This window comes from Actinoplanes sp. GCM10030250 (genome assembly GCF_042666575.1).
Taxonomy (GTDB): domain Bacteria; phylum Actinomycetota; class Actinomycetes; order Mycobacteriales; family Micromonosporaceae; genus Actinoplanes.
The window spans coordinates 19,572-37,393 of record NZ_JBHTDO010000050.1; the positions used below are offsets into that span (position 1 = coordinate 19,572).

Below are 17,822 nucleotides of genomic sequence, written 5' to 3' on the forward strand. Positions count from 1 at the left end.
TTGTGTGCGCGTCCACCCTCGGGTGGGGTCGGTGGGGTCAGGAGCCGTCGACGGTGGTGAGGCCGGCGAGGCCGGAGATGGTGAGTACCGGGGCCAGCAGCGGACCAGCCAGCAGATGGATGCGCTCGACGTGCTGGAAGAGGGACGCCAGGCCCGCGCTGTCGATGTACTCCACCTCGGTGAGGTCGATCACCACTGGCCTGGGCTCCGACTGGGCGACGGCTTCGGCGAGGGCCTCCGCGAACACCGCCGCGTTGCTCATGTCGATCTCACCCACGGCAGTCAGGGCCAGGGCGCCGTCCGGGCGGCGGCCGGTGTTGAGGCTGAGCTGGGTGGTCATCCGCTGATCCTTGCCTGCATCTCGACGGTGGTGCCGGCAATGCCGGTGGTCACGGTGATGTCCTGCATCAGAGCGCGCATCAGCATCAGCCCCCGGCCCCGATGCGTCTCCGCCGCCGGAAGTGGTGTCTTCCACCGGCCACTGTCGACGATGACCAATCGTAGGTCCTCGACCGTCGCGGCGGCGCGAAGACGGATTCGGCCGCCCGGCGCGTCGCGGTGGCCGTGCTCGATCGCGTTGGCGCAGGCCTCACCGGCGGCCACCAGGACGTTCTGGGCGGTGATCCGGTCGACGCCGCACCGTTCGAGCCAGGTGCGCAGGGCTTTGCGTACGGGAGCGAGGCGGGTCGCCTCCGCGGGGAACTCGAGTTCCAGGGGCGCCGGGTGGCGGTACAGCAGCAGCGCCACGTCGTCGTCGTAGCCGGCGGCCGGCGCCAGCCGGCCCATCACCTCGTCGGCCAGGTCCTCGACGTGGGTGCGGCGGCCGGCCTGGACGGCGGCGGTGGCCTCCTCGATGCCGGCGGTCAGCGGGCGGCGGCGGCGTTCGACGAGCCCGTCGGTGTAGAGCATCAGGGTGGCGCGGGCCGGAACGGTGAAGTCGGCCTCGGCGCGGGGGCCGTCGGAGACCACCCCGATGGGGCGGGATCGGGCCTGGTCGAGCAGGTGGGAGACGCCGTCGGAGTCGACGACGACCGCGGGCGGGTGGCCGGCGCTGGAGTACCGCAGCTGCCCGGAGGCCGGGTCGAGGACGCCGCAGAAGACCGTGGCGGCGGTGGCGCCGGGCAGCAGCACGGCGAACCGGTCGAGGGCCGTGAGCGTCCGGGCCGGGCTGGAGTGCTGCAGGAGCAGGGCGCGGCAGGCACTGCGCAGCTGTCCCATCACGGTGGCCGCCTGCAGGCCGTGCCCGACGCAGTCGCCGACGACGATGCCGATCCAGCCGTCCGGCAGCTGGACGGTGTCGTACCAGTCGCCGCCCACCTTGAGCGGGCGGGTGGCCGGTTCGTACCGCACGGCGAAGCCGTTGGGCAGCTCGGCCGGGCCGAGGATGGCTCGTTGCAGGGCGAGGGCGGTCTCCCGCTGCTGGTCGATCTGGTGGATACGGCGCAGGCCCTGCCCGATGTGGCCGGCGAGCAGCGCCAGCAGGGTCTGGTCCTGTTCGGTGAAGGGCCGCTTCTCGCCGAGTTCGACCCAGAGCACCATGGTCCCGCCGGGATGCTCCAGGGCGATCCCGGCACCGGCGGTCTGTTCGGCGTACGGCGTCAGCAGCGCCCGATCGCCCATGGCCGTGATGGTCTCGCGGCGCTCCTCGGGCAGGCCGGTCCACCGCAGCTGCTCGTCGGTGGCGCTCACGGTCACCTCGGTGGAGCCGTCGAAGACGGCGGCGAGCGCGTACTTCGCCTGCCACAGCTCGCGCAGCTCGTCGAGGACACCGCGCAGGCCGTCGGCCAGGTCGTCGGCCCGGGACAGCCGCAGGCCGACAGCGGCCAGGGCGGACTCGCGCTGAACGGCGTAGTGCTCGGCGGTCACGTCACGGAACGTCCCGACGATGACGCGGCGCCCGCCGTCCGGGTCGACGACCTGGTTGAAGGCGGCGGCGACCCACAGGCGGTGGCCGTCGGCGTGGGTGACCGGGATCGTGTACGTGCCCTGGGTCTGGTCCAGCAGGGTGGCGAAGGCCGCGGACACCTGACGGAACGCGTCGGCGTCGGTCTCCTCGTCCGGCCACCAGGGGTGGACCGGGGCGTACGGCAGGTTCTCCGGGCCGAAGCCGAGGGTGTCGGTGAAAGCGGCGTTGATCTCCACGACGGCACCGTTCTCGTCGCAGACGAAGAACGCCTCCTGGAGGGAGTCGACCAGGGCGGTCCGCCAGCGGGCGTGATGGGTACGCAGCCGCGCCAGCTCGACGTTCGCACGGACCCGGGCCAGCAGTTCGGCGGCGGAGAACGGCTTGACCAGGTAGTCGTCGGCGCCCGCCTCGAGGCCCTCGATCGAGGCCTCCTCACCGGCGCGGGCCGAGAGCAGGAGCACCGGCATGCCGGCCGTACGCGGATCGGCCCGCAGCGCCGCCAGCAGTTGCAGGCCGTCCAGGCGGGGCATCATCACGTCGCTGACGACCAGGTCGTACGCGTTGGCCCGCGCGGACTCCAGCGCCTCCTGGCCGTCGCGCACGGCGTGGACGTGGTGCCCGGCCGTGCGCAGCAGCCGGGCGAGATAGTCCCGCATGTCGGCGTTGTCGTCGGCGACCAGCACCTTCGCGACCCTGGCACCCGGAGCGGGGGTACCGGCCGCACCCGGGGCCGTACCACCGGGTACCTCCCCGGAAGCCGGCTCGTTCTCCTTGTCGTCCTCCGGGAGCCAGCGCAGAGCCTCCTCCACGTAGGGCTCGGCGGTGGCCGTGAGCGCGGCCGTGCCGGCGGCCGGGGCCAGCGCGTCGGACGGCAGGTGAGCGGAGCCGAACGGCAGCCGGATGGTGAACGTGGTGCCCTCGCCGACGGCGCTGTCCGCCGTGATGGTGCCGCCGTGCAGCCCGACGAGCTCCCGCACCAGGGCCAGACCGATGCCGCTGCCCTCGTTGGACCGCGATCGGGCGTTCGCGATGCGGTGGAACCGCTCGAACAGCCGGGGCATCTCACCGGCCGCCACCCCGATGCCGGTGTCGGCCACGGTGACGACCGCCTGGCCGTCCTCGGCGTGCGCCGCCACCCGTACGGAGCCCTCGAAGGTGAACTTGAGCGCGTTGCTGAGCAGGTTGAGGACGACCTTCTCCCACATGCCCCGGTCGATGTAGACCGGCGGTGACAGCGGCGGGCAGTCCACCTCGAACGTCAGGCCGGCCCGGTCGAACGCGGACCGGAAGGCGCTGGCCAGGTCGGCGGTGGTGGCCGCCAGGTCGATCGGCTCGTAGCGGGCCTGCATCCGCCCCGCCTCGATGCGGGAGAAGTCCAGCAGGGAGTTGACGAGCTTGCCGAGCCGCAGCGCGTTGCGGTGGATGACGTCGAGCTCTTCGCGGACCCGCCCGTCGGCGTCACCGAGCTGGGCGCTGATCTCCTGCACCGGGCCCATGATGAGCGCGAGTGGCGTACGGAATTCGTGGCTGATGTTGGAGAAGAACGCGGTCTTGGCACGGTCCAGCTCGGCCAGTTCCTCGGCCCGCCGCTGCTGCGCCTGATAGCTGCGGGCGCTCGCGATCCCGGCCGCCACGTGCCCGGCCGCCAGCTCGACGAACCCGCGGTAGGTGTCGTCCAGGGTGCGGTACCGGTTGAGGGCGGCCACCAGGAACCCGTACGGCGCACCGCCCTGCCGCAGCAGCGGGAGGACCAGCGCCTGCTCGGGCGGCTCCGGCCAGTCACCGGAGGGCAGGGCCGTGAAGTCGTCACCGGTCAGGTCGGCCAGCACCGGTTCCGCCCGGGTCAGCGCCGCGGCGGGCCACACCGCCTCGCCGTCGCCCGGACCGAGCGCCGGCGGCGCGGCGGGGTGCCCGGGCGGCATGCCGGTCGCCGCGGCGAGCCGGGCGCCGCCGTCCTCCTGGAACAGGTAGGTGAGGGTGAAGGGCAGGTCGCGGAGGTTACGGCCGAGCTGCTGGCCGGCGAAGGTGAGCATCTCCTGCTCGGTGCGCACCACGCTGGGGTCGGAGCCGAGGTCGCGCAGCGTGGCCATCCGCCGCTCGCCGATCACCCGGTCGGTCTCCTCGCTGACCACGCACAGCATGCCGACGAGCGCACCGTCGTCGTCGCGCAGCGGGCTGTAGGAGAACGTGTGGTACGACTCCTCCCGGTATCCGGAGCGCTCGAGGAACAGCAGCAGTGCCTCGTCCCAGGTCGCCTCACCGGTGCCGAGGACGGTTTCGATGCGCGGGCCGATGTCGTCCCAGATCTCCGCCCACACCTCGCTCGCCGGGCGGCCGAGCGCCCACGGGTACTTACGGCCGAGGGTGTCGCGCCGGTAGGCGGCGTTGCAGAAGAACGTCAGCTGCGGTCCCCACGCCATCCACATCGGGAACCGTGAGGAGAGCAGGATGCTGACCGCGGTCTGCAAGCTTTGCGGCCAGTCCGCCGGTGCACCGAGAGGTGTCGCCTCCCAATCGACCGCTGCAAGATCCCGGCCGACCTCCCCGCCCGCGGTGAAGACGTCGATCCCGGCCGAGCGTGACCGTTCGTGTGGAGTGCTGCCCATGGCCTTACTTGTTCTCCCTTTCCCCGGCAGCCCACGAGGGCAGCTGCCGAAGCCGCCCTCGTGTCGAAACTCCACCGAACGTTAGCGTGCCCCGCCCGGACTCGCCTCACGACAGGGAGTGAACCTCGCCTCGGCCGATGCCACCCGAGCCGAAAACGGATACCGGGCATGAAAAGAGCAGCGCAGAAGGAAGGGCAAGGAGGTCTGCCTCACTCCCTGCCATATCTAACGTATAGCCGACCCCGGGGCTTGCGGCAAGACCCGGGTGGTGCCGCAGAATCGCCGGCTCAGGGGGTTTCATGACTGATGTGATCATCGTGGGCGGCGGGCCGACGGGCATGATGCTGGCCGCCGAGCTGCGGCTTCATGACGTACGGGTGGTCGTGCTGGAACGCGACGCGGAACCGCCGCGGGTCGTCCGCTCGCTCGGCATGCACGCGCGCAGCATCGAGGTGCTGGACCAGCGCGGGCTGCTGGAGCGCTTCCTCGCCCACGGCCACCGGTTCACGCTCGGCGGCTACTTCGCGGGCATCACCAAGGGGTGGCCCGAGCGGATGGACACCGCACACGGCTACGTGCTGGGCATCCCGCAGCCCGTCACCGACCGGCTGCTGACCGAGCACGCCGCCGGGGCCGGTGCCGAGATCCGGCGCGGGAGCGAGGTGACCGGCCTGGATCAGGACGCGGACGGGGTGACCGTGGAGCTCACCGATGGCACCCGGCTGCGCTCGCGCTACGCCGTCGGGTGCGACGGGGGCCGCAGTACGGTGCGCAAGCTGCTCGGCATCGGCTTCCCCGGTGAGCCCAGCACTGCCGACACGCTGCTCGGCGTGATGGAGCTGACCGCGCCGCCGGAGGAGGTGGCGGCGGTGATGGCCGAGATCCGTAAGACCCAGCTGCGGTTCGGCGCCGGGCCGCTCGGCGACGGGACGTTCCGGGTCGTCGTCCCGGCCGCGGCGGTGGCCGAGGATCGTACGGTCCCGCCGACGATCGAGGAGTTCCGGCAGCAGTTGCGGGCGACCGCGGGCACCGACTTCGGCGCGCACTCACCGCGCTGGCTGTCCCGCTTCGGCGACGCGACCCGGCTCGCCGAGCGCTACCGGGACGGCCGGGTGCTGCTGGCCGGGGACGCGGCGCACGTCCACCCGCCGCTGGGCGGGCAGGGGCTCAACCTCGGCATCCAGGACGCGTTCAACCTGGGCTGGAAGCTGGCCGCCGAGGCCGCCGGGTGGGCGCCGGACGGGCTGCTCGACACCTACCAGGCCGAGCGTCGCCCGGTCGCCGCCGGTGTGCTGGACAACACCCGCGCGCAGACGGTGCTGATGTCGCTCGAGCCGGGCCCGCGGGCGGTACGCCGGCTGCTGGCGGAACTGATGGACTTCGAGGAGGTGAACCGCTACCTGATCGAGAAGATCACCGCGATCGGGGTGCACTACGACCTCGGGGACGGCCATGAGCTGCTCGGCCGGCGGGTGCGGGACGTCCCGCTCAAGCAGGGGCGCCTCTACGAGCTGATGCGGCGGGGACGCGGGCTGCTGCTCGACCGTACCGGCCGGCTCACGGCGGACGGCTGGGCCGGCCGGGTCGACCACGTGGCCGACGGCAGCGACGAGCTGGACGCGCCCGCCGTGCTCCTGCGCCCGGACGGCCACGTGGCCTGGGCCGGCGACGACCAGCAGGACCTGTCCCGCAGCCTGCTCCGCTGGTTCGGTGCCCCGATCAGCCCAGGAAACCCGGTCAGCCGGTGACGCCGAAGCTCAGGATCGTCGTGGAGCGGTAGGTCTCCCCCGGCCGCAGCACCGTCGACGGGAAGCCCGGCTGGTTGGGCGAGTCGGGGAAGTGCTGGGTCTCCAGCGCGAACCCGTCGCCCTGCCGGTAGGCGTGGCCGCCGTTACCGGCGAACGTGCCGTCGAGGAAGTTGCCCGAGTAGAACTGCACACCCGGCTCGGTGGTCCGCACGGTCAGGGTGCGGCCGCTCACCGGCTCGACGACCCGGGCCACGTCCCGCAGACCCTCGCCGTCCAGGACCCAGTTGTGGTCGTAGCCGCCGGCGTACAGAAGCTGGTGGTGATTGCTCCTGATCCTCGCCCCGATCGCTGTCGGGCTGCGGAAGTCCAGCGGCGTGCCCTCGACCGGGGCGATCTCGCCGGTCGGGATCAGGCCGGAGTCGACGGGGGTGAACGACCCGGCGTTCAGCTGGAGCAGGTGCCCGTAGACGTCGCCGGAGCCGGCACCGCCGAGGTTGAAGTAGCTGTGGTTCGTCAGGTTGACCACGGTCGGCGCGGCGGTGGTGGCCTCGTAGTCGATCCGCAGGTCGTTGTCGCTGGTCAGCGTGTAGCGGACGGACACCGACAGCTCGCCCGGGTAACCCTGGTCGCCGTCCGGGCTGACGTGCGTCAGCAGCAGCGCGTCGCCCTCCCCGAACGCGGTGACCGACCAGAGCCGCTGATCGAAACCGGGCTTGCCACCGTGCAGGCTGTTCGGGCCGTTGTTGACCGGAAGCCGGTACTCGGTGCCGTCCAGGGTGAACCGCCCACCGGCGATCCGGTTGCCGTAGCGGCCGATGAGCGCGCCGAAGTACGGGCCCGGATGGTCCACATACTCACCGGCGGTGCCGAAACCCAGCACGACGCCGGCGAGCTCGCCGGCCCGGTCCGGGACCTCGATCGACTGGAGGATCCCGCCGTAGTTGAGGACCCGCACCCGCGCTCCCCGCGCGTTGGTGACGGTGTAGCGGTCGACGGCACCATCGGGCACGGAGCCCCAGGACTCGGAAGTGATCGGCACGGTTACGGACCCTACCGTCAGGCGGCGTCCGTGCGGCGGGTGGTGCGGCGGGTCTGCTTGTCGGCGTAGAGGGCGGCGTCGGCGTGGGCGTAGAGGGTGTCGAACGTGGTGCCGTCGTGGCCGAGGACGGCCGTGCCGAGGCTGACGCCGGTGCGGGCGGCGAGGACCGTACGGATGCCGGCGGTGACGGGGTCCGGATCGGCCGCCGAGGCGCCGGTCAGCAGGACCACGAACTCGTCGCCGCCGAGGCGGCCGACGGCGTCACCGGGGCCGGCGCAGCCGGAGAGCGTGGCGGCGACCCATCGGAGCAGCTCGTCGCCGGCCTCGTGCCCGAACCTGTCGTTCACCTGCTTGAAGCCGTCCAGGTCGACGATCACCAGGGCAGCGGTACGGCCGGAGCCGGCGAACTCACCGGCGCACCGCTCACCGAACCCGCGCCGGTTGAGGACCTCAGTCAGCGCGTCCATCCGGGCGAGCTCGGTCAGCCGCCGCCGGTGGCGGCCCGCGGCCCGGCCCTGGACCATGCAGACGAGCGACACCAGGATCGTGCCGCCGAGGTGCAGCGCGACGTACCAGCCGCTCGACGCCCCGACCAGGACGGCCACCGCCAGATACACCGAGGCGAACAGCGCGACCACCGGCACCGAGATCCGCAGCGGGCTGCTCAGAGCAATGAGCGGAACCGGTACGAGCAGGGCCAGCGCCGGTACGCCGGTGACACCGCCGTCCAGGGCTGCCATCCCGCCGATGAAACCGACCTGGATCAGGGTGGCGCTGAAGATGAACTCGCGGGCCCGGCGCAGCCGGCTGAGACGGCCGGCGGCGAGGACGAAACCGGCACCGGCCGCCCAGAGCAGGAACGCCAGCAGGGTGATCGTCGCCTGGTGCGGGCGGCCGTGCGCGAACGCGAGCGCGTAGAGCAGGCCGCAGCCGCCGCCCAGCATGGACATCCAGCCGATGTCGACGAACGAGCGGCCGCGGCGTTCCCGGGCGGACACCCGTACCGGCGGGGCGCTTCCGGCGGCCTCACCGGCGGCCTCGGCGACCGCGGCGGCCGAAGGCGGGCGGCGGTCCCGGGAGATCTTGGCCTGGTAGAGGCGCTTGTCGGCGATCCGGCGCAGGTCGGCGGTGGTCGCGCCGTCGGCGGGGAAGGTGGCGAGCCCGATGCTCGCCGGCAGGTCCGCGTCGAGACGGCTCACCAGCGCGGCCGCTTCCTCCGGGCCGGTGCCGGGGAGCACGACGGCGAACTCGTCGCCACCGATCCGGCCGACCGCGCCCTCGGCACCGAGATCCCGCCCCAGACGGGTCGCCAGGGTGGTCAGCAGCTGGTCACCGGCCTGATGGCCGTACCTGTCGTTGACCTGCTTGAAAAGATCCAGGTCGGCGAGGACCAGCGTCAGCGGGGTGCCGTCGCGCGAGGCGGCGGCGAAATCGGTCTCGAGCCGGTCGTCGAAACCGCGCCGGTTCAGGGCGCCGGTCAGCGGGTCGGTGACGGACAGCCGCGCGAGGCGCCGGCCCAGGGAGGTCAGCGCCGCGGCGTGGCGAAGGCAGAGGTACGACAGGCCCGCATAGCCGAGTGTGCACGCCAAGGCGTACCCCGGAGGTGCGGGACCCCCGAACAGAGCAACCGCGCCGTACGCGACACCGGCCACCGCGGCGATCGCGGCGAACGGGCCCGGGCGGGTGCGCAAGGCCACGATGGCCAGCGCGAACGGCAGCATCGCACCGGCCGGCGAGGCGACACCACCGTCGAGGAAGCCGGCCGCGGCGGCGCCGAGCAGCTGAAGGAGCGTGGCGGCCCACCGCGGGCGCACCGCCCGGACGGCGATCATCGCCACCGCGAGCGCCAGCACGGCCGGACGATGCGGGCCGTCGAGGGTCGCCAGGGCGTAGAGAAGGATCAGGACAGGGACGATCAGATCGGGTACGGGAATCGCCGCAATCCTCTCCCCCATACGCCCGGTCACCATACCGGCATCGGTTTCCCATGGTCACACCTGAGAAGTTCGGGACCGCCCAGGTGCCTCTAGTGTCATGGTCATGAGCAAGGTGACGGTGGTGGGCGCCGGGGTGATCGGGCTGAGCGTGGCCCATGAGCTGGCTACGGCGGGTCACCAGGTGCGGATCCTGGCAGCCGAGGACGCACTGTCCAGCGTCTCCGCGGTGGCCGCGGCGATCTGGTTCCCGCACGACGTCAACCGGTCCGGTCCGGTGATCGATTCCGCGCGGGTGACCTATCAGCGCCTGGAGCAGCTGGCCCGGGACCCGGGGACGGGGGTACGGATGAGGGCGGGCACGGTGCTGACGCGCAAGCCCGATCCGGACACGTCATGGACCCGGGCGGTGCCGCAGCACGCACCGGCGACGAGTGCACCGGCCGGTGCGGCGGGGGTGCGGTGCACGGTGCCGCTGGTGCTGACGGACGTGTACCTGGACTGGCTGCGGGCTTCGGTGCTGGCGCTGGGCGTGCGGGTGCGGACGGCCGAGGTGAGCAGCATTCCCGAGGTGCTCGCTATGGAGGAGCCGGACGCGCTGGTGGTGGCGGCGGGGCTGCGGTCGGGGGCGCTGCTCGGGGACGACGAGGCGGTCTACCCGATTCGCGGGCAGGTGGTGCGGCTGGCGAATCCGGGGCTCACTGAGTGGATCATCGACAATGACAACCCGGAGGGGCTGACCTATGTCGTGCCGCGCGCCAATGACGTGGTGTGCGGGGGTACGGGTGAGGCGGGATCGTGGGATCTGGACGTGGATCCCGCTGTCGAGAGTGCGATTCTGAAGCGGGTGGAGGGGTTGGTGCCCGCTCTCGCGGGGCAGGCGGTGATCTCGCGGGCGGTGGGGTTGCGGCCGGCCCGGTCTGATGTGCGGGTGGAGGCTGTGGAGGGGTTCTCGCGGCCGGTTTACGCGTGTTACGGGCACGGGGGCGCGGGATACACGCTGTCGTGGGGGGACGCTGCGCGGATCGCGGCCCTGATCGGCCCCGCCTGAAACCTTCACCCCGATCTTGGACATCTGGACCGGCTATAACCGGCTCAAATATCCAAGATCGCGGAGAGAGCAGGGAACGGGAGCGGGCGGATCAGGCGCGTAGGAGGGTGGCGGCGATGCCGCGGCCGTGGTCGGTCCACGGTTCGGGGCGCATGGTTGCCGGATCGAGGCGCACATTCACCCGCCGGCCCTCGGCGAACACCGTCTCCCCGTCGAGGGACACGACGCGGAACCCGTACTCCGCGCTCGTGGTTCCCAGGTGGTCGATCCAGATCTCCACGCCGACCTCACCGGTGCCGCGGACCGGGCGGTGGAAGGTGATCGCGTACTCACGGACCACGTTGAACGCGTCGGGTGTGGAAGGCCGTCCTCCGGTGAACGAGACGCCCTGCTCCGTCCACCAGTGGATCATCGCGCGTTCCATCAGGACCGCGTAGCGGGAGTTGTGCAGGACTCCCATGGCGTCCAGGTCGTCGAAGTGGACGGGCATCCGTACGGTGATCATGTCAGCTCCGGGAGGGTCGTCGGGTCGGTCGCGAAGAGCAGAAGGTGTTCGAGCAGCGCCCGGCGGGCCTGTCCGAACGTGGACGCGGATCCCATCAGCGGCGCCTGCATGACGGCGCAGACACCGAGCGACTCGGTCTGGTAGGCGAGGCGTGCCGGATCCGCCTCCGGCCGCAGGTCACCAAGCGCGATCGCGTCCGCCGCGAGCCGGGTCAGGAAGGTCATCCAGTCGCCCATCTCGACGGCGAGCCGGTCGCGGATCACCCCGGGCCGGGCGTTGAACTCGAACTGGGCGTTGGCGAAGAAGCACCCGCCGGGCAGGACGCCCTCCTCGTAGAACCGCAACCGGCTCAGGTGGACCGCCCACAGCCGGCGGACACCGGCCGGCTCTCGCAGGGCGGGCCGGATGACCCGGTCGGTCCACTGCGCCCGCGCGTGGTCGATGACCGCGAGCTGGAGGGCCTCCTTGGAGCGCCAGTGCGCGAAGAGACCGCTCTTGCTCACCCCGAGCGCGTCCGCCACCTGGTTCAGCGAGAGGCCGTCGAGCCCGGCCACCGTCGCGAGCAGCAGCGCCTGGTCGAGCACCGCGGTGCGCGTCCGCTCGCCGCGGAGGAGCCTGCCGTCGGTAGTCATGCTGCGACACTACAAAAAGACCGACCGGTCGTAAATGTAATCCGGGTTACTCCGGCGCGGCAATGGAGGACGGCGCGAGCCCGAACGCAGGCGCGCGAGACGGCGCGAGCCCGAACGCAGGCGCGCGAGACGGCGCGAGCTGGATGCGCCGGGTTACTCCGGTTTGGCGTGGAGGACGGCTCGGGCCTGCTCGGCGGCGCGGATGATGCTCTCGCTGATGAAGTCGAGGAAGCGGGCGATGTTCTCCAGGCGGTGCGCCGCGGGCGTGTCGGCGCCGAGGATGGCGACTCCCTGGCGGGTGGTCTCGACGAGCTTGTCGTTGGCGCGGGCGCTGGCGATCGTGGCCTGGTAGAAGAGTTCGCCGTCGACGACGTAGCGGTCGCGGCGGCGCTCGTCGCGCTCCCGGCGGACCAGGCTCTGGCCCTCCAGGAACGTGATCGCCTTGGAGATCGACGCCGGGCTGACCCCGAGGCGCTGCGCCAGCTCGGACGCGGTGAGGCTGCCCGCGTCGGTGGTGAACAGGCAGGTCAGCACCCGGGCCGTCATCTTGGGCAGGCCGGAGCCCATCAGAACGGTCGTGAACGTCTCCTCATACTCCGCCACGGCCTCCGCGTCGCGGCCGTGAGGCAGCGGAGCCGGCTCCGCACCGCGGGACGAGACGGGCCGGCGGTGGGCGCGGCGCTCGGTGGCGCGGTGGGCCAGGTCGGCGCGATAGGCGTTGGGCCCACCGTTGCGCATCACCTCACGCGTGACCGTCGAGGTGGGACGGTCGAGGCGCCGGGCGATCTCGGCATAGGGAAGGGTGTCGGCCAGCCCCAGCGCGATCTGCTGGCGCTCCTGCTGGGTGAGTCTGCCTCCCGGCATCGTGATCTCCTCGCTGTCCCCACGGCGGCCTCTGACCCGCCCAGCATAGCGTTAACTCTCATGCTGTTGCAACGACACGCCTACCGCTCGTTGCATTAAGGCCAGGCCAGTTGCAACGATAAATGCCCGCTGGGCTGCGCAATTACGGACGGGGTGCAACAACAATGTTGCCGTGAAGTGGAATGCAACGTAGCGTTTCGCACATCGGAAAGACACACCAACACGGGAGAAGACAATGAAGAACTTCGACACCCCCGCCCCGATCGCCGCCGTCCTCGAGGTCCCCGCCGGCCGCATCCAGGTCATCGCCTCGGACCGCACCGACACCATCGTCGAGGTCCGGCCCGCCGATCCCGCCAAGAGCCGCGACACCAGGACCGCCGAGCAGACGACGGTCGCCTACACCGACGGCGTCCTGCGGATCGCGGTCCCGTCCGCCGGAAACCGGCTCGGGTCCGTGGAGGTCACCGTCCAGCTGCCCGCCGGCTCCCGCGTCGAGGCCAGGGCCGAGAGCGCCGAGCTGCGCGGAGTCGGCCGGCTCGGCGACGTCACGTTCGACGGCGCGTACCGCCAGATCAAGATCGACGAGGCGGCCGCCCTGCGTCTCACCGCGGTCGACGGCGACGTCGAGGTCGGCCGGCTCACCGGCCCCGCGGAGATCAGCACCGCCCGGGGCGACATCCGGATCACCGAGGCCGTCCGCGGCACGGTCGTGCTCAGCACCCAGATGGGCGACATCTCGATCGGTGCCGCCGCCGGGGTCTCGGCATCCCTGGACGCCGGCACCGCTCAGGGCCGGGTCAGCAACTCCCTCAAGAACGACGGCACCGCGGACCTCGACATCCGCGCCACCACCGGCCTCGGCGACATCACCGCCCGAAGCAACTGACGAAAACGCGGAAGCGGCAACTGAAAAAACGCGGAAGGGAGAGGACGAACATGACAGCGACAGCTGACATACAGTCGGCCGACTACTCCTTCGAGTCAGCACTTCGCGACGTCGCGAAGTGCTGAGAACCGGCCACCGCGACCGCCGAAATGAGCCCGGCGGTCGCGGTGGTCACCCCATCTACGGCATCGGCTGCGGTTCGGCGGTCGGCCCGCGGACGACGGGCTTGCCGTCCTCCCAGACCACCTCGTCGAGCCACAGCTGCCGGCCCGGTGTCACGCTCCCGATCGAGTCCGGCGGCCAGGCGTGGTAGAGCAGCCAGGTGCGCCCGCCCGCCGCCTCGACCAGGAAACCGTGCCCCGGTCCGGCGGCGGCCGGTGACGTGCTGAGGATCGGGTTCTCGTCCGCCTTCCGGCACGGCCCCAGGGGGCCTTCACAAACGGCATAACCCAGGGCGTACGCCTCCGCGTCGAACGCGTTCGCCGAGTAGAACAGGTACAGCCGCCCGTCGCGCCGGACCATCTGCGGCGCCTCGATCACGTGCGCCTCCCACGCCGCGTCGTTGACGAGCAGCCGCTTCGACTCCCCGCTCAGGGACAATCCGTCGGCGGAGAGCTTGCTCCCGTACAGATAGGTGGGTTGTCCGATGGCATTGCCGTCGTTCTTCCAGTAGAGCCAGAGCCCGCCGTCCGGATCGCGGTAGGGGCTCGCGTCGATCGACCCGCCCTCCTCGGCCTGGCAGACCAGGGGTTTCCCGGCGCCGTCGCGGAACGGACCGCCCGGCTGGTCACTCACCGCCACACCGAGGCACTGCCGGTCGGTTTCGGCCGACCGGGCCGTGTAGTACAGCAGGTAGCGGCCGTCACCGCCGGCGATGACCTCCGGCGCCCAGGTGTTGCCGGGCAGCGCCCACCGCCCGATCGAGGGCATCGCGTCACCGGCCGGTGTCCAGTGCACCAGGTCGGGCGAGGTCATCACCGGCACGTTGCCGGCCGGGCCGTTGGTGCCGTAGGCGAACCAGGTGCCGTCCACGAGCAGCGCACCGGGATCGGGGAAGTTCTCCGCGAAGACCGGGTTGGTGAAGGTCACCGGCGCCTCCTTCGTCGTCTCGGGCGAATCCTGACCGCATCCGGCCAGGAGCAGTACGAGAACCAGAAGAGCACGTCTCACCACCGGGAGAACCGCAAGTAGTCGAACTCGGCAGTGACCGCCGGCTCCGCACCACCGTGCGCGATCAGGCCGATCCGCGGCGCCGTTCCGGCGGGGAGGGTCCAGACCCCACCCCAGGTCCAGGTACGGCCGTCCCGGCTCACCCCGGCCCGATACTCGTGCTCCCCGTTGCCCGGATCGACCCGGTGCGCGAGACGCAGCCAGGTGGTGTCGAGGCCGGGCGTTCCGGCGATGGTCCCGCCGTACGAGGTGGTTCCGGCGTACGGCATCTCCTTGCCGAACTCGACCTGCCGGGTGTTCCAGATCGCCACCGTGGACAACCGGGCGAACTGGTCGTCGTCGACATAGGCGATCAGCCCCGCCTGCTGGAAGTTGCGGACCGTGTCCTCACCCAGGCCGAGCCGGATCCGGGTCTCGGCGATCCACGAGCCGGCCGGGGCGTCCCGCAGCAGCACACCGGCGCTGTTGGAGTCCCCGGTCAGGTCGGCACCCTGCACCGGCCAGCGCAGTTGCCCGCCGGACACGGTCGCCGCCGCGTCGGGCCGCACGAAGTCCCACGCCGGGCCGAGAGCGCCACTGAACTCGTCGGAGTAGGCCGGCAGCGCCCGCCCGGGTTGCGGCACCGGAACCGGCCGGACCGGTCCCACCCGGCGCCCGGGTGCGGGCATCGCCGTCTCCGACGCCCACGCGCCGGCGTTCACCGCCGGCCAGCCGCCGATCCAGTCGAGGCGGTCCAGCAGCATCGGCCGCTCGTTGATGCCGAACGGCTCGTCCAGGTACGGGTCGGAACGGTCGATGGCGTGGTAGACCAGCCAGTCCTGGCCGGCCCGGTCGGTGATCAGGCCGTTGTGGCCGGTGCCGACCCAGCGGTTGCCGTTCGGCGCGACGACCGGGGTGCCGCCGGCGCGGGACACGTTGAGCGACTGGCCGTCGCGGTCCACGAACGGACCGAGCGGGCTGCGGGAGCGGCCCACCGACACGGAGTATCCGGTGGTCGGCCCGGCGCAGCAGTTGGCCGACGAGGCGAACAGGTAATACCAGCCGGAGCGGCGTACCACGTACGCGCCCTCGAACTTGTTGTCGACCGCCACCCGGGTGGGCTCGCCGGTGATCCGCAGGCCGTCCGGGCTGAGCCGGCTGACCCAGATGCCGCCGAAGTAGCTGCCGTAGTAGAGCCAGTGCGTGCCGTCCGGTGTGGTCAGCTGCGCCGGGTCGAAGGTCCACCACCATCCACCGCCGGGTGCCGCGCGCGGCGGCACTGCCGGTTCGGCGGCGAACGTCCACGGGCCGGCCGGCGAGGGCGCGGTGGCCACGCCGATCGCCGAGCCGCCGTCCGGTTCGGTCTCGGTGACGGTCACGTACATGACCCAGCGGTTGCCGATCCGGCGCACCTCGGGGGCCCACAGGGCGGCGGTGGACCGGGCGTAGGGCGGTAGCTGGCCGGCGGTGAACGCGTCACCGGTGTACTTCCAGTTCACCAGGTCGGACGAGCGCGCGATCGGGATCCGGTGCGGGGTCTTCTCCCCCTCACGAAGCGGATCGGTTGTCCCGTACGCATAGAAGAATTTGTCGTTGCCCTGGATTATCACCGGATCGGCGAAGGTGTCGGCGAAGCCGGCGGACACGGGGTTGCGGTAGCGGTCGCCCCCGTGCGCGGACGCGGGGGCAGCGGTCAGGAGGGTGAGTGCCGCGGTGCAGGCGGCGAGGAGTCGGCGCACGGTCATCCCTTCAGTCCGGAGCGGGAGACGCCCTCGATGATGTAGCGCTGCGCGAGGACGAACAACAGCAGCGCCGGGATGCTCGCGACGGCGGCGCCGGCCATCACGACCGGATAGTTGATCGTGTACGCGCCCTGCAGGATCCCGAGCCCGGGTGGCAGCGTGAAGCTCTCCGGGCTGAACAGCACGTAGATCGGCCAGATGAAGTCGTTCCAGTTGCTCAGGAAGCTGATCAGCCCGAGGGTGGCGAGGCCCGGTTTCGACAGCGGCAGGATCACCTTGGTGAAGATCTGCCAGGAGTTGGCGCCCTCCATCACGGCCGCCTCCTCCAGCTCGCGCGGCAGGCTCTCGAAGAACTGCCGGAGGAAGAAGACGCCGAAGGCGCTGGCCGCGCCCGGGACGATCAGGGCCCAGAGGGTGTCCAGCCAGCCGAGCCGGTCAACGATCAGGAAGTTCGGGATGATCAGCGTGAAGATCGGCACGAACAGGGTCGCGAGGATCATGCCGAAGATCAAATTCTTGCCGCGGAACTGCATCCGGGCCAGGGCGTAGGCGGCCGTCGAGGCGACCATCAGCACCAGGACCGCCTGGCCGGTGGCGGCGAGCATGCTGTTCAGGAACCAGCGCAGCACCGGTGTCTGCGAGCCGGACTCGAACAGCGTGGCGAACGCGTCGGTGGTGGGCTCCTGCGGCAGCAGGGTCGGCGGGACCTGCGTCGCCTCCCCCGGTGTCTTGATCGAGGTGAGCAGCATCCACACCAGCGGGGCGATGAAGATCAGGCTGAGCCCGAGCAGGACGGTGTACCAGGCGATCCCTCGTACGCGGTGCATCGCGATCAGTCCTTGGTCCGGAAGAGGCGGAAGGTGAGCAGGCTGATCAGCAGCAGGGCCAGGGTGAGCAGGTAGCTCATCGCCGCCGCGCTGCCCATCTTGAAGTCGCGCAGGCCGGTCTGCGCGATGTACATGATCGCCGTGCGGGTCTCCACGCCCGGCGCGCCCTGAGTGATCAGGTAGGACTGGCCGAACATGTTGCTCGACGTCAGGATCGTGTTGATCACGACAAAGAGCAGCACCGGCCGCAGACCGGGCAGCGTCACGTGACGGAACTCGGCCCACTTGCCGCCGCCGTCGATGCGCGCCGCCTCGTACAACTCCTTGGGGATGTCCTGGAGACCGGCCAGGTAGATCACCGCGTTGAAGCCCAGCGTCCACCAGACCGTGACGCCGACCAGCGATATCCACGCCCACGGCAGGTCGGTCGTCCACGGGATGGTGCCGCCGAGCAGCGCGTTGACGGCACCCAGGTTCGGGTCGAGCAGGAAACGCCAGAGCACGCCGATGACGGCGACACCGAGGACGTACGGGGCGAAGTAGACGCCCCGGAAAAACGTCCGCCCGGGGAACTTACGGTTGAGCAGCAGCGCGACGGCGAGCGGCACCGCGAGCAGCAGCGGCACGCTGAGCACCGTGAACAGGCCGGTGGCCTGCATCGACTGCCAGAAGAAGTCGAAGACCGCGGAGGCCGGGTCGAACAGCGCCTGGTAGTTGTCGAGCCCGACGAACGGCTTGCCGGGCAGCAGGTAGTCCCAGTCGTGCAGGCTGATCCACAGGCCGTAGACCGCCGGCACCAGCGTGAAAGTGCCGAACAGCAGGAAATAAGGCAACAGATAGAGGTACGGCGTGACGGAGGCATGCCGTTTCATCGGCGCACGGCGGTCGTCGGCCCGGACCGCCGTGCGCTCCTCGAGAACGGTCACGACC

At 71.2% G+C, this 17,822-nt stretch carries 14 protein-coding genes; 3 read left to right on the forward strand and 11 right to left on the reverse strand.

The features are described 5' to 3' along the window. Positions 1–37 precede the first annotated feature (37 nt). Both ACFQV6_RS39945 and ACFQV6_RS39950 read right to left on the reverse strand, forming a co-directional pair. Entirely contained in the window at positions 38–340 is a 303-nt protein-coding gene (locus ACFQV6_RS39945; RefSeq protein WP_378032928.1) for an STAS domain-containing protein, read from the reverse strand. Further along, positions 337–4,512 carry a SpoIIE family protein phosphatase gene (locus ACFQV6_RS39950; protein ID WP_378032929.1) on the reverse strand — a complete coding sequence of 1,392 codons (4,176 nt, stop codon included), beginning with the start codon at positions 4,510–4,512 and terminating at the stop codon, positions 337–339. Before ACFQV6_RS39950 ends, ACFQV6_RS39945 begins: the two co-directional genes overlap by 4 nt. A gap of 299 nt (positions 4,513–4,811) precedes the next feature. Here ACFQV6_RS39950 and rox point away from each other — a divergent pair, with 299 nt between their 5' ends. Next, entirely contained in the window at positions 4,812–6,260 is a 1,449-nt protein-coding gene (rox, locus tag ACFQV6_RS39955; RefSeq protein ID WP_378032930.1) for a rifampin monooxygenase, read from the forward strand. Here the strand turns inward: rox and ACFQV6_RS39960 are convergent. Beyond that, the gene (locus ACFQV6_RS39960; protein ID WP_378032931.1) at positions 6,250–7,299 is read right to left on the reverse strand and encodes an aldose epimerase family protein; all 1,050 of its coding nucleotides are present in this window, start codon (positions 7,297–7,299) and stop codon (positions 6,250–6,252) included. The two genes, rox and ACFQV6_RS39960, sit on opposite strands and share 11 nt — an antisense overlap. Positions 7,300–7,316: 17 nt before the next feature. Continuing rightward, a complete protein-coding gene (locus ACFQV6_RS39965; RefSeq protein ID WP_378032932.1) occupies positions 7,317–9,254 on the reverse strand; it encodes a diguanylate cyclase domain-containing protein in 1,938 nt (645 codons plus the stop codon). A gap of 85 nt (positions 9,255–9,339) precedes the next feature. On the opposite strand from ACFQV6_RS39965, the gene ACFQV6_RS39970 reads away from it, so the two are divergent. Then, positions 9,340–10,284 carry an FAD-dependent oxidoreductase gene (locus ACFQV6_RS39970; RefSeq protein ID WP_378032933.1) on the forward strand — a complete coding sequence of 315 codons (945 nt, stop codon included), beginning with the start codon at positions 9,340–9,342 and terminating at the stop codon, positions 10,282–10,284. A 91-nt stretch (positions 10,285–10,375) separates the two neighbouring features. Here the strand turns inward: ACFQV6_RS39970 and ACFQV6_RS39975 are convergent, their stop codons facing one another. The 3 genes from ACFQV6_RS39975 to ACFQV6_RS39985 all read right to left on the reverse strand — a co-directional run bounded on the left by ACFQV6_RS39975 (position 10,376) and on the right by ACFQV6_RS39985 (position 12,285). Then, the gene (locus ACFQV6_RS39975; RefSeq protein WP_378032934.1) at positions 10,376–10,789 is read right to left on the reverse strand and encodes an acyl-CoA thioesterase; all 414 of its coding nucleotides are present in this window, start codon (positions 10,787–10,789) and stop codon (positions 10,376–10,378) included. Continuing rightward, positions 10,786–11,421, reverse strand: a complete 636-nt coding sequence (locus tag ACFQV6_RS39980; RefSeq protein ID WP_378032935.1) for a TetR/AcrR family transcriptional regulator — start codon at positions 11,419–11,421, stop codon at positions 10,786–10,788. The genes ACFQV6_RS39975 and ACFQV6_RS39980 overlap by 4 nt, the downstream gene beginning before the upstream one ends. 153 nt (positions 11,422–11,574) lie before the next feature. Then, on the reverse strand, positions 11,575–12,285 hold the full coding sequence (locus ACFQV6_RS39985) for a helix-turn-helix domain-containing protein (protein WP_378032936.1): 711 nt from the start codon (positions 12,283–12,285) through the stop codon (positions 11,575–11,577). 235 nt (positions 12,286–12,520) lie between these two features. On the opposite strand from ACFQV6_RS39985, the gene ACFQV6_RS39990 reads away from it, so the two are divergent. Continuing rightward, entirely contained in the window at positions 12,521–13,174 is a 654-nt protein-coding gene (locus ACFQV6_RS39990; RefSeq protein WP_378032937.1) for a DUF4097 family beta strand repeat-containing protein, read from the forward strand. Positions 13,175–13,354: 180 nt separating this feature from the next. On the opposite strand, the gene ACFQV6_RS39995 is transcribed toward ACFQV6_RS39990, so the two are convergent. From ACFQV6_RS39995 to ACFQV6_RS40010, 4 genes are read right to left on the reverse strand one after another with little or no spacing between them, the layout of a single operon-like run. Continuing rightward, complete coding sequence (locus ACFQV6_RS39995; RefSeq protein ID WP_378032938.1) at positions 13,355–14,347, reverse strand: glycoside hydrolase family 43 protein; 993 nt, start codon at positions 14,345–14,347, stop codon at positions 13,355–13,357. Then, on the reverse strand, positions 14,341–16,068 hold the full coding sequence (locus ACFQV6_RS40000) for a family 43 glycosylhydrolase (protein WP_378032939.1): 1,728 nt from the start codon (positions 16,066–16,068) through the stop codon (positions 14,341–14,343). The genes ACFQV6_RS39995 and ACFQV6_RS40000 overlap by 7 nt, the downstream gene beginning before the upstream one ends. Beyond that, on the reverse strand, positions 16,065–16,892 hold the full coding sequence (locus tag ACFQV6_RS40005; RefSeq protein WP_378032940.1) for a carbohydrate ABC transporter permease: 828 nt from the start codon (positions 16,890–16,892) through the stop codon (positions 16,065–16,067). The genes ACFQV6_RS40000 and ACFQV6_RS40005 overlap by 4 nt, the downstream gene beginning before the upstream one ends. A 5-nt stretch (positions 16,893–16,897) precedes the next feature. Further along, the gene (locus ACFQV6_RS40010) at positions 16,898–17,818 is read right to left on the reverse strand and encodes a carbohydrate ABC transporter permease (RefSeq protein ID WP_378032941.1); all 921 of its coding nucleotides are present in this window, start codon (positions 17,816–17,818) and stop codon (positions 16,898–16,900) included. Positions 17,819–17,822: the final 4 nt, after the last annotated feature.

Bases quoted from the DNA above. Each gene is read 5' to 3' on its own strand.
- ACFQV6_RS39945 (WP_378032928.1), bottom strand. From the start codon at position 340: ATGACCACCCAGCTCAGCCTCAACACCGGCCGCCGCCCGGACGGCGCC.
- ACFQV6_RS39985 (WP_378032936.1), bottom strand. From the start codon at position 12,285: ATGCCGGGAGGCAGACTCACCCAGCAGGAGCGCCAGCAGATCGCGCTG.
- ACFQV6_RS39975 (WP_378032934.1), bottom strand. From the start codon at position 10,789: ATGATCACCGTACGGATGCCCGTCCACTTCGACGACCTGGACGCCATG.
- ACFQV6_RS40000 (WP_378032939.1), bottom strand. From the start codon at position 16,068: ATGACCGTGCGCCGACTCCTCGCCGCCTGCACCGCGGCACTCACCCTC.
- ACFQV6_RS39950 (WP_378032929.1), bottom strand. From the start codon at position 4,512: ATGGGCAGCACTCCACACGAACGGTCACGCTCGGCCGGGATCGACGTC.
- ACFQV6_RS39980 (WP_378032935.1), bottom strand. From the start codon at position 11,421: ATGACTACCGACGGCAGGCTCCTCCGCGGCGAGCGGACGCGCACCGCG.
- ACFQV6_RS39990 (WP_378032937.1), top strand. From the start codon at position 12,521: ATGAAGAACTTCGACACCCCCGCCCCGATCGCCGCCGTCCTCGAGGTC.
- ACFQV6_RS39965 (WP_378032932.1), bottom strand. From the start codon at position 9,254: ATGGGGGAGAGGATTGCGGCGATTCCCGTACCCGATCTGATCGTCCCT.
- ACFQV6_RS40005 (WP_378032940.1), bottom strand. From the start codon at position 16,892: ATGCACCGCGTACGAGGGATCGCCTGGTACACCGTCCTGCTCGGGCTC.
- ACFQV6_RS39970 (WP_378032933.1), top strand. From the start codon at position 9,340: ATGAGCAAGGTGACGGTGGTGGGCGCCGGGGTGATCGGGCTGAGCGTG.
- rox (WP_378032930.1), top strand. From the start codon at position 4,812: ATGACTGATGTGATCATCGTGGGCGGCGGGCCGACGGGCATGATGCTG.